A 10,692-nucleotide genomic window follows, 5' to 3' on the forward strand; every position below is an offset into this window, starting at 1 on the left:
GACGTGCACACAGTCGGCAAACCAGCCCCCGCGAAACGACGGACGAAGAAGTCAACAACCCCTCGTCCACGCCGCACAGGTTAAAGATCAAGCTAAGGGCTGTCCCGTAATCCCTGGTGGATCAGCGCGCGGCGTCAGATGCGGTGCATCGCAAGGCGCCGGAGCGCACTCATCGCGGAGCGATTCGGGCGTTTCGGCAACGCGGCGAGGCGCCGTAGCTGACGCCGCGCGCCCGCCAGGGGTTACGGGACAGCCCTTAGGATGGGCGGCATCATGAACCAGCCGGAGGACCTCCAGACGGCGCGCTGCATGCAGATCCTGTCGGTCGTCGGCGATCTGTGGACGCTGGCGATCGTGATGACGCTGCAGAAGTCGGGCATGCGCTTCAACGAACTCCAGCGAGCCGTCCCGAAGATCAACGCGGTCACCCTGACGAACCGGCTGCGCAAGCTCGACGAGGCCGGCATCGTCAGCCGCCTCGTGGAGTCGAGAAGCAAGCAGTCGACGGTGTACGAACTCACCCCGTTCGGCCGCAAGCTGCTGCCGATCGTGGACGCGGTGCGAGCCGTCGCACTCGACCTGGAGCGTTCGGGAGAGGCGCCCTGAGCTTCGCCGCACCAGTTGCAGCCCCGGCTCCCCGTCGGGATCAGGCCCGGCTCGCGGGATCCACGGCACCGTCCGGTTGAAGACCACCTCGCCCCGGGCGCACCGGAGACGACGCTCCACCCTCAGTTCACAGCAGGTCCGGAGCGGGGCCTCCTCGACACCCATACAGGCGGTGAAATAAGGTTAGGCTTACCTAACTCGAATCCGCTTCGCAGGGAGTCCCCCTTGAGCACCGACGCCGACGCCACCACGACCGGCCCGACCGGCCCGACCGACGCCGAGCTGGTCCGCACGGTACTGTCCCGCGCGACCTCACTGTCCCTCACCACGACCGGACAGACCTACGATCTGATCGGGCTGCACTCGGTCAGCGCCCAGGGGCAGATCACCCTCCACCCCCGCCCCGACACCCCACTGGCACAGCAGGCCGCCGACGCACCCCTGGGCAGCCTCGCCGCCCTGCTGGAGTTCACCGACATCGCCCCCACCCCGCTGCGCGACCGCGTCCGCGCCCGGGTGACGGTCTCCGGATGGCTGACCCCTGCGGGCGGCGGCGCGCTGCGGCTCGACACGGCACGGGTCTCGCTGCGGACCCCGGCGGGGGCGACGGATGTCGCGCTGGACGAGATGGCCCTCGCCGAGCCCGACCCGCTGGCCTTCGAGGAGGCCGCGATGCTGACCCATATGGCCGACTCCCACGAGGAGTTGATGCACGATCTGCTCGGACTCGCGGGCTCCCGGCTGCCGCACGGCATCATCCGGTCACTGCCCCTCGCACTGGACCGCCACGGCATCACGCTGCGCTGCGAGTACGAATCCGGCCACTGCGACCTCCAGTTGCTCTTCCCCGGCATCGCGCGTGATGCCACCGATGCCGGCGAGCGAATCCGGCAGCTTCTCACCGCACCCCGGAACTGCGCGCACCAGCACCACTCGCACCCCTGACATCACATGACTTAGGTTAGGCTTCACTAAGTTCAGCTGAATCGCCACGCCACCGTGACACCTCGCGCCACGAGCCGGGGCACCGGCACATCAGGGGAGGGGCGGTCATGGGTCTGCCAGTCATCAAGTCCTACGACATGCCCGACAGTACGGCCCTCCCCCGCTCCCGGCCCTTCTGGAGCACCGACCCCGGGCAGGCCGCGCTGCTCGTCCACGACATGCAGAGCCACTTCGTGCGGGCGTTCCCGGCGGGACACTCCCCGGTCGTTCAACTGGTGGAGAACATCGCCGCATTGCGGGAGCTCGCCGGAACGCTTGGCATCCCGGTCGTCTTCAGTGCCGAACCGGCCGCCCAACCGCCGGCCAGACGCGGGCTCGTGGCCGACTTCTCCGCCGAGGAGCACTCCATGGCACTTCGCTGGGCGGCACGCAGCGCGATGGTCCGCACGACCGACGGCCTGCTGCGCGACCTGTTGCTCGGCCGGGTCCGCCACGGCGCGTGACGCCCCCCACCAGGAGAGACGGAAGAAGATGACCGTACAGGTCGCGACGGCCGCAGCCGGCGTCCATGAACAGTCGGCGCGGCTCATGAACGAGGTACGGACCGATCCCCGTACGGGCCTCGCTCTGCCCACAGAACTGCGGGGCCGGGTGGTGGTCGTCAAGTTCGGCGGCAACGCCATGGTGGACACATCCCTCCAGGAGACGTTCGCACGCGATGTCGTGGAGCTGTGGCACGCCGGAGTGCTCCCCGTGGTGGTGCACGGCGGGGGCCCGCAGATCAGCGCGATGCTCGACCGGCTCGGCCTGGAGGTCCGCTTCGAGGCCGGTCTGCGGGTGACCACCGAGGAGACCCTCTCCGTGGTGCGGATGGTGCTGACGGGGCGGGTCCAGCGTGAACTGGTCGGCGCGATCAACGCACATGGGCCCTTCGCCGTGGGCCTGTCGGGTGAGGACGCCCACACGATGACCGCCGTCCGCCGCACGGGCCGGGTGAACGGACTGCCGGTGGACATCGGTCTGGTCGGCGACATCGTGAACGTGGCGCCGGACACGATCCGTTCGCTGCTGGAGCTGGGCCGCATCCCCGTCGTGTCGCCCCTCGCTCGCGGCACGGAGGGGGAGGTCTACAACGTCAACGCCGATCTCGCGGCCTCGGCCCTGGCCGTCGCTCTCGGGGCCGAACGGCTGCTGATGCTCACCGATGTGGAGGGGCTGTACGCGGACTGGCCGCACAGCACCGAGGTCGTCGAGCGCCTGACGGCAGCCGAGTTGGACGGCCTGCTTCCCGGGCTGGCGAGCGGGATGCTCCCCAAGATGGAGGGCTGCCTGCGGGCGGTCCGCGCCGGAGTGGGCCGCGCACAGGTGCTGGACGGCCGGGTGCCGCATGCGGTGCTGCGCGGCCTCCTGGACGAGAAGAGCCCCGGAACCACCGTCCTGCCGGACGCCTGAAGCCTGACACCTGAAGCCTGACGCTGTGGCATCACAGAGCGCGGGCGAGAACGCGGGCCCCCCGCCGGGGGTCCAGGGTGCGCGCCCAGGCGAGCGGAGCCAGGCCCGGCCGGGCCGGTACGAATCCATGGCGGAGGAAGAGGCGACCGCTGCCGGTCGTCGCGGTGAACAGGAACCCCAGGGACTGCGCCCTTGCCCCGGCAAATGCCGCGCCCAGCAGGCGCGCACCCAGCCCGCCGCCCTGCCGCTGCCGGGCGACACAGAAGTTGTAGAGGACCCCGGCGGCAGCCGTACCGCGATCCGCTTCGGGGCCCGTGCCGGGATGGACCCGCACGGCGAGACAGCCCTGGAGGGCGCCGTCGGCCCCTTCGGCCACGAGGAAGTCAGCGGCCTGGGCCGCGTAGACGTGGCAGGGCCGTTCGCGCAGCGCTCCCGAGCGGACGAAGGGTTCGGAGAGCGTCACGAGGGCGGCAGCATCCCCTGGGTGTGCCCGGCGCACCCCGAGAGCATCGGGGTGGGGTGCGTGCGGCAGCGCGGCGGGGAGCGGCATGGCCGTGATCAAGGCGTTCCTTCCTCGGGTTCCACCGTGCGCGAAGTGCGGCCGGATCGCCGCGTACCCCGGTGAACCATCAAGACAAGGTTAGCCTTACCTAACTTAATTGGCCAACACGGAGTCGTCGGGAGCGGCCTCCCGGTCCGTCAGCCCGTCGGGGACGTACCGCTGCGGCGCGGCCGGCACCATCAGCGGTGTGCCGGTCTCGGGGTCGTCGATGATCCGGCACGGCAGTCCGAACACGTCCTCCACCAGCTCGGCGGTCATGACGGTGGCCGGGTCGCCCTCGGCCGCGATCGTGCCGCCCGGCCGCATCACGATGAGGTGGGTGGCGTACCGGCACGCCTGGTTGAGGTCGTGCAGCACCGCCACGACGGTGTGCCCCCTGCGGGCGTGCAGATCGGCACAGAGGTCGAGAACCTCGACCTGGTGAGCGATGTCGAGGAAGGTGGTGGGCTCGTCCAGGAGCAGGATGGAGGTCTGCTGCGCCAGCACCATGGAGAGCCAGACGCGCTGACGCTGACCGCCGGAGAGGTCGTCCACAGGACGGTCGGCGAGTTCCAGCACACCGGTCTGCCGCATCGCCTCCAGCACGGCCGTCTCGTCGTCGGCGGACCACTGCTTCAGCATCCCCTGATGCGGATAGCGGCCCCGGGCCACCAGGTCCCCGACGGTGATGCCGCCGGGAGCGGTCGAGGACTGCGGGAGCAGGCCGAGCCGGCGGGCCACCTCGCGCGAGCGGTACGTGGCGATGCCCGCACCGTCGAGATACACCTGCCCGGAGCGGGGTTTGAGCATCCGTGCGAGCGCCTTGAGGAGCGTGGACTTCCCGCAGGCGTTCGGCCCGATGATCACGGTGAAGGAGCGGTCGGGGATCTCGACGTCGAGCGAACTGACCACGGTCCGCTGGTCGTAGGAGAGCGTCAGGCTCTCGGCCCGCAGTCGGGGGGTCGCCGGCTCTGTCCCGGTCATGTGCGTCACCTCGGTCGTCGCGGAGTCAGCGGTCGGGCCGGCCGTCCCGGACGCGCCGGTCGTGCGGGGTGTCCTGCGGCTCATGCGCGGCTCCTTCGCGACTCGGTGACCAGCAGCCAGATCAGGTACAGCCCGCCGATGGTGCCGGTCGCCGTGCCGACCGGGAGCAGTGCGGGGGCGAAGAGGCGCTGCGCCAGCAGATCGCTCGCGGCCAGCAGCAGGGCGCCCATGAGGGCGGCGGGGACCAGCGCGGGGCCCGAGGCCCGGGTCAGCCGACGGGCGAGCTGGGGCGCCGCCAGCGCGATGAACCAGATGGGCCCGGTGACCGCCGTGGCGAACGCGGCGAGGGCGACGCTGATGACCAGCAGCAGGGCCCTGGTGCGCGCCACGTCGACGCCGAGTCCCATCGCCGTGACGTCGCCCATCTCCACCATGGAGAGCCGGCGGGCCAGGAAGAAGGCGGGCGGGAGCAGGACGAGGACGGCGATGCCGATGGTGTTCGCCTGCTGCCAGCCCCGGTTGGTGAGGCTGCCGATCAGCCAGGCCTGCGCCTCCAGTGCCTCCTGCCAGGTCGCCCGGGTGATCAGATACGAGTTGACGGCGAGCAGCAGTGCGCTGACTCCGATGCCGACGACGACCAGCCGGAAGCCCTGAAGTCCTCGGCCCAGCATGAGGAGGTACATGGCGGCGGCGGTGGCGAGGCCGCCGACCAGCGCACCCAGGGCGATCTGGGTCATGCTGCCGTGCAGCACGATGATGACGAGGAGTGCCCCGACGGCCGAGCCGTTGGTGAAGCCGATGATGTCCGGGCTGCCGAGGGAGTTGCCGGTGAGGCTCTGCAGGATGGCCCCGCTGACCGCGAGGGCCGCGCCCACGCACGTCGCGGTCAGCAGGCGTGGCATACGAAGGGTGTTGACGATGAAGTCGGCGCCGCCCGAGCCGTGGCCGAACACGGCCCGCAGGACTTCGCCGACGGAGAGCTCGAAGTCGCCGGTAGTAAGGGTGACGAGCGCGACCGCGACGAGCGCGACGAGCATCACGGCGGTCACCAGGAGGACGCGGCCCTGGACCCGTACGGACAGTCCGCCCCTGCCGGTGCGCAGCACCAGTCCGCTGATGACCCGCGGCTCCCCGCCGCCCGCACCGGCCCCGAGCCGCGGACTCCCGGCGGAGAAGGGGCGCTTCTCCCGTACGGCACTCATAGCATGACCAGCTTTCGGCGGCGGCACAGGGCGATGAACAGCGGCGCCCCGAGGAACGCGGTGATGATGCCGACCTGGACCTCGCCCGGCGCTCCGAGCACCCGTCCCAGGACGTCGGCGCCGATCAGCAGGACCGGGGCGAGCAGCATCGAGTAGGTCAGCACCCACCGCTGGTCGGGGCCGACGACGAAGCGGGCGACGTGCGGGACCGCCAGTCCGACGAAGCCGATCGGTCCGGCCGCGGCGGTAGCGGCGCCGCACAGCAGCATGACGGCGACGGCGCCCAGCACCCGGGTGCGGCCGACGTTGAGGCCGAGGGCGCGGCCGAGCTGGTCGCCCATCGCGAGGGCGTTGAGCGCGGGGGCGAGTCCGAGGGCGATCAGCAGGCCAACGGCGATGAAGGGGAGGACGACCAGGATGACGTCGTAGTACCGGCCGGACAGCGAGCCCACCGTCCAGAACCGGTACTGGTCGAAGGCGCGCGGATTGAGCAGCAGGACCGCCGAGTTGAAGGCGTACAGCACCGCGGTCGTCGCGGCTCCGGCCACGACCAGCCGGTCGGGGGTGGCCAGTGTGCGGCCCGACGATCCCAGGAGGTAGACGGCGACGGAGGCGACGGCCGCACCGATGAAGGCGAACCACACATAGCCCAGGACCGAGCCCACGCCGAGGAAGGCGATGGCGACGACGACTCCGGCGGAGGCGCCCAGGCTGATGCCGAGGATTCCCGGATCGGCGAGCGGGTTGCGGGTCAGGGCCTGCATCAGCGCGCCGGACAGACCGAGGGCCATGCCCACGAGCAGTCCCAGCAGCGTCCTGGGGATGCGGTAGTCATGGATGATGATCGAGGTCTCGGAGCCGTCGGGGTGCCAGAGCACGCTCCAGGTGGCGGTGAACGGGATGCCGCGGGTGCCCACCCACACACTGAGCAGTCCGACCAGGACCAGGGCGCCCAGTGCGGCGAGCACCCCGATGCCCCGCAGGGTGTTCGCGGTCCGCCCCGCCCGGGGGACGGCGGGCGCATCGACCCGGTCCTCGGGAACCGTCCGGGTTTCGACCGACACCGACAACTCCCCCTGACGGCGGTTCGGGTGCACCGCGAGCAATAGGGCGCCGTGAAGTGACGCAGGACCCCGAATGGAACTTAGGTGAGGCTAACCGAACAGTGCGGCCCGGTCAACGAGCGTCCCCCGCCCGCGAAATGGCGCACACGGCCGCGACCGGGGACGACGAGGCCGGCTCCGCATCGGGTTCACCCCATTAGAGTAGCCTTACCTAACTTTCTCAGAGACTTCGCGGAGGCCCGCATGCCAGGTGGAGGACCGACCGGGGGGCAAGTCCTCCGCAGAGCGATCAGAGGACAGCGGCGGCGCGTCGCCACCGGGTCCCTGCTCGGGGCGGTGCACCAGGGTTGTGAGGCGCTGGTTCCCGTCGTCATCGGCGCCGCCATCGACACGGCGGTCGCCACCGGCTCCTCCCAGGCCCTGCTGCGCTGGCTCCTGGTGCTGGCGGGGCTGTTCCTGGTGCTGTCGAACTGCTACCGCACCAGTGCCCGGCTCGCCGAGGGGGCGGGCGAACGCGCCGCACACCGGATCCGGATGGAGCTGGGCGCCCGGGTGCTCGATCCACGCGGCGGCGCCGACGCGAACCGGCTGCCCGGCGCGCTCACCAGCATCGCCACCAATGACGCCCGCCGGGTGGGTTCGGTGGCGACCGTGCTGGCGTACGGGATCGCCGCGACCTCCGCCCTGGTGATCAGCTCGGTGGCACTGCTGAGGATCTCCGTCCCGCTGGGACTGCTCGTCCTGCTGGGCATCCCGCCGCTGCTGTGGCTCGGGCACCGCATCAGCAGGCCGCTCGAACGACGCAGCGAGACCGAGCAGGAAAGGGCCGCGCACGCCTCCGGCGTAGCCGCCGACCTGGTCGCCGGACTGCGCGTCCTCAAGGGCATGGGCGCCGAGTCGGCCGCCGTGGCCCGCTACCGCACCACCAGCCGGCACTCACTCGGCGCCGCGCTGCGCGCGGCCCGCAGCCGTGCCGGTCACGAGGGCGCCGTCCTCTCCCTGACGGGTGTCTTCATCGCGGTCATCGGCATCGTGGGCGCCTATCTCGCCATGCGCGGCAGCATCAGCATCGGTGACCTGGTGGCGGCGGTGGGTCTGGCCCAGTTCCTCCTCGGGCCGTTCCAGCTGCTCACCTACGTCAACGCCGAGTTCGCCCAGGGCCGCGCCTCCGCGCGCCGGATCGCCGAGGTGCTGGACTCGCCCGCGGCCGTCGAGGGCGGCGAGTCGGCGGTGTCCGACGGACCGGCGGGACATCTGCGGCTGACCGGAGTCCGGCTCGGCTCGCTCCACGGCGTCGATCTCGACATCCGGCCGGGCGAACTGATCGGCGTGGTCACCGGGGATCCGGCCGCCGCCGGCGATCTGCTGCTCTGCCTGGCCAGGGAGCGGGACCCGGCCGGCGGGCTGATCGAGCTCGACGGCGTACCCATGACCGAACTCGCCCCCGACGGGCTGCGCCGCTCGGTCCTGGTGGCCCACCACGACGCCGACCTCTTCGAGACGAGCCTGCTGGACAACGTACGGGCGGGGGCCGAGGGCGGGGCCCCGGTCGACGAGGCCCTCACCGCGTCGGCGGCCGACGAGGTCGCCCGGCTGCTGCCCGAGGGCGGCGACACCGTGCTCGCCGAACGCGGCCGGTCCCTCTCCGGCGGGCAGCGACAGCGCGTAGCCCTCGCCCGCGCCCTCGCCGCCGACACGCCCGTACTGGTGCTGCATGACCCGACCACCGCCGTGGACACCGTCACCGAGTCCCGGATCGCCACCCGGCTGCGGGAGGTGCGCCGCGGGCGCACCACCATCCTGATCACGACCAGCCCGGCCCTTCTCGCGGTCACCGACCGGGTGGTGGTCCTCGACGAGGGCGTCGTCACCGCCGACGGCCGGCACACCGGACTCGTCGCCGGCGACGAGCGGTACCGCGCGGCGGTGCTCGCATGACGTCCGCCTACGCGGACCGCACGGTGGACACGGACACGGAAGACGAGGGGAAAGCGGTCATGAGCACACCCGGCGCGGACCGTGCGCTGCTGCCGACGGCGAGCGGCAGGGAGAGCGTGGCGGCGCTGCGCACCATGCTGCGCGGCCACCGGCGGCTGACCGCGGCAGCAGTCGCGGTCCTGGTCGCCGGGACCGGGATCGGCCTGCTGACCGCTCCCCTGCTCGGCCACATCGTCGACCTGGTGGTGGAGAAGCGCGGGTCGGGGGCGCTGACGACGCCCCTGGTGCTGCTCGTCGTGGTGGCGCTGGTGCGCGGCGGCGCCGCCGCGGTCGGCAGCACGCTCGTGGCCCGCCTCGGCGAGACCGTACTGGCGGCCGCACGCGAGCAGTTCATCGAGCGGGCGCTGCGGCTGCCGCTGGAGCGCGTCGAGGCGGCCGGTTCCGGGGACCTGGTGTCCCGGGTCACCAGCGATGTCTCCATGATCGCGAAGTCGGTGCGGCAGGCGCTGCCGGAGTTCACCCGGTCCGCGCTCACCATCGTGCTGACCTTCGCCGGACTGGCCGTGCTGGACTGGCGGTTCCTCGCGGCGGCGTTGCTGGCGGTGCCGGTGCAGGTGCTGTCCGTGCGCTGGTATCTGCGCCGCGCCGCTCCGGTGTACGCCGAGCACCGCGTCGCGACCGGCGCGCTCCAGCACCAGTTGCTCGACAGCGTCGGCGGGGTGCGCACCGTCCGGGCCTTCCGGCTGAACCACGCGCACACCGCCCTGCTGGAGCAGCGTTCCGCGGCGGCGCGGGATCTCGCGCTGGGCGGCATCCACATCGTCACCGGCTTCTTCTCGCGGCTGAACCTGGCCGAGTACATCGGGCTGGCCACCATGCTCGGCGCGGGCTTCCTGCTGGTGGACAACGGGTCGGTGAGCATCGGTACGGCCACCGCCGCCGCACTGTACTTCCACAGCCTCTTCAACCCGGTCAACGCGACGCTGTTCCTCATCGACGACGCGCAGTCGGCGGGCGCCAGCTTCGCCCGGCTGGTCGGGCTGGCCAAGCTGCCGGCCGAGCAGACGGCACCGGGCGCCGTCACTCCGGCCGACGGTTCGGTGAGGGTGAGCGCGCTCAGCTACGCATACGGCTCCGGCGCTCCCGTGCTGCGGAAGGTCGATCTGGAGGTGCGCAGCGGGGAGCGGGTGGCGCTGGTGGGTGCCAGCGGGGCCGGCAAGACGACGCTGGCCAAGGTCATCGCGGGCGTCCACGAGCCGCACGGCGGGACGATCTCGCTGGGCGGGGTCGATGCGGCCGAACTGGGCGCCGCGGGTGTGCGGCGCGCGGTGACCCTGATCAGCCAGGAGGTGCACGTGTTCGCGGGACTGCTGGCCGAGGACCTGCGTCTCGCCCGCCCGGAGGCCACCGACGAGGAACTGCGCGCGGCGCTGTCCCGCGTCGGCGCCCTGGAGTGGGCGCAGGCGCTGCCGGACGGCCTGGACACGGTCGTGGGCGAGGGCGGCCACCGGCTTACGGTCACCCAGGCGCAGCACCTCGCACTGGCCCGGCTGGTTCTCGCCGATCCGCCGATCGCGATCCTCGACGAGGCCACCGCCGACGCCGGCAGCGCGGGCGCGCGGATCCTGGAGGAGGCTGCCCTGCGGGCGCTGGAGGGGCGTACCGGTCTGATGGTCGCGCACCGGCTCCCCCAGGCGGCGACGGCCGACCGCGTCGTCGTCCTCGACGAGGGCCGGGTCGTGGAGAGCGGCAGCCATGACGAACTCGTCGCCGCGGGCGGACCCTACGCGGCGCTGTGGGAGGCGTGGTCCGACAGCCGCCGGGAGCAGGCGGACGGGGCGAGGACCCCGGTCCGCTCGGCGACAGCGGCTGCCGACGCGCAGTGAACGCCCGCTGAGCACACAGCCGCCGCCCCTCGGTGAAGGTCTAACCGGGGGGCGGGGGGAGGGGGGTGTTGAGA

10 protein-coding genes are annotated in these 10,692 nt (G+C 72.0%); 6 read left to right on the forward strand and 4 right to left on the reverse strand.

Annotation, left to right across the window (positions count from 1 at the left end):
- The first annotated feature begins 273 nt into the window (after positions 1-273).
- The 4 genes from ACFVW8_RS36010 (at position 274) to argB (ending at position 3,003) form a co-directional block, all read left to right on the forward strand.
- Entirely contained in the window at positions 274-606 is a 333-nt protein-coding gene (locus ACFVW8_RS36010; protein ID WP_389697681.1) for a winged helix-turn-helix transcriptional regulator, read from the forward strand.
- 225 nt (positions 607-831) lie between these two features.
- Positions 832-1,551, forward strand: a complete 720-nt coding sequence (locus tag ACFVW8_RS36015) for a DUF2470 domain-containing protein (RefSeq protein ID WP_389697683.1) — start codon at positions 832-834, stop codon at positions 1,549-1,551.
- A gap of 107 nt (positions 1,552-1,658) precedes the next feature.
- Positions 1,659-2,054 carry a hypothetical protein gene (locus tag ACFVW8_RS36020; protein WP_389697685.1) on the forward strand — a complete coding sequence of 132 codons (396 nt, stop codon included), beginning with the start codon at positions 1,659-1,661 and terminating at the stop codon, positions 2,052-2,054.
- A gap of 85 nt (positions 2,055-2,139) precedes the next feature.
- Positions 2,140-3,003 carry an acetylglutamate kinase gene (argB, locus tag ACFVW8_RS36025; protein ID WP_389697695.1) on the forward strand — a complete coding sequence of 288 codons (864 nt, stop codon included), beginning with the start codon at positions 2,140-2,142 and terminating at the stop codon, positions 3,001-3,003.
- A 31-nt stretch (positions 3,004-3,034) separates the two neighbouring features.
- On the opposite strand, the gene ACFVW8_RS36030 is transcribed toward argB, so the two are convergent.
- From ACFVW8_RS36030 to ACFVW8_RS36045, 4 genes are all read right to left on the reverse strand, one after another.
- Positions 3,035-3,565, reverse strand: coding sequence for a GNAT family N-acetyltransferase (locus ACFVW8_RS36030; protein WP_389697687.1), 531 nt, complete (start codon positions 3,563-3,565; stop codon positions 3,035-3,037).
- Positions 3,566-3,658: 93 nt separating this feature from the next.
- Complete coding sequence (locus tag ACFVW8_RS36035) at positions 3,659-4,528, reverse strand: ABC transporter ATP-binding protein (RefSeq protein ID WP_389697697.1); 870 nt, start codon at positions 4,526-4,528, stop codon at positions 3,659-3,661.
- Positions 4,529-4,608: 80 nt separating this feature from the next.
- Positions 4,609-5,730, reverse strand: coding sequence for a FecCD family ABC transporter permease (locus ACFVW8_RS36040; protein ID WP_389697689.1), 1,122 nt, complete (start codon positions 5,728-5,730; stop codon positions 4,609-4,611).
- Positions 5,727-6,794, reverse strand: coding sequence for a FecCD family ABC transporter permease (locus ACFVW8_RS36045; RefSeq protein WP_389697691.1), 1,068 nt, complete (start codon positions 6,792-6,794; stop codon positions 5,727-5,729). Before ACFVW8_RS36045 ends, ACFVW8_RS36040 begins: the two co-directional genes overlap by 4 nt.
- A 243-nt stretch (positions 6,795-7,037) precedes the next feature.
- Here ACFVW8_RS36045 and ACFVW8_RS36050 point away from each other — a divergent pair, with 243 nt between their 5' ends.
- Positions 7,038-8,732, forward strand: coding sequence for an ABC transporter ATP-binding protein (locus ACFVW8_RS36050; protein WP_389697693.1), 1,695 nt, complete (start codon positions 7,038-7,040; stop codon positions 8,730-8,732).
- A 59-nt stretch (positions 8,733-8,791) separates the two neighbouring features.
- Positions 8,792-10,618 (forward strand): ABC transporter ATP-binding protein, encoded by a 1,827-nt coding sequence (locus ACFVW8_RS36055; protein WP_389697699.1) that lies wholly within the window; start codon positions 8,792-8,794, stop codon positions 10,616-10,618.
- Positions 10,619-10,692 lie beyond the last annotated feature (74 nt).

This window comes from Streptomyces sp. NPDC058221, from assembly GCF_042882365.1.
Lineage (GTDB): Bacteria > Actinomycetota > Actinomycetes > Streptomycetales > Streptomycetaceae > Streptomyces.

Coding starts and splice junctions, on each gene's coding strand:
- ACFVW8_RS36040 (WP_389697689.1), bottom strand. CDS start 5,730: ATGAGTGCCGTACGGGAGAAGCGCCCCTTCTCCGCCGGGAGTCCGCGG.
- argB (WP_389697695.1), top strand. CDS start 2,140: ATGAACGAGGTACGGACCGATCCCCGTACGGGCCTCGCTCTGCCCACA.
- ACFVW8_RS36050 (WP_389697693.1), top strand. CDS start 7,038: ATGCCAGGTGGAGGACCGACCGGGGGGCAAGTCCTCCGCAGAGCGATC.
- ACFVW8_RS36010 (WP_389697681.1), top strand. CDS start 274: ATGAACCAGCCGGAGGACCTCCAGACGGCGCGCTGCATGCAGATCCTG.
- ACFVW8_RS36035 (WP_389697697.1), bottom strand. CDS start 4,528: ATGACCGGGACAGAGCCGGCGACCCCCCGACTGCGGGCCGAGAGCCTG.
- ACFVW8_RS36055 (WP_389697699.1), top strand. CDS start 8,792: ATGAGCACACCCGGCGCGGACCGTGCGCTGCTGCCGACGGCGAGCGGC.
- ACFVW8_RS36020 (WP_389697685.1), top strand. CDS start 1,659: ATGGGTCTGCCAGTCATCAAGTCCTACGACATGCCCGACAGTACGGCC.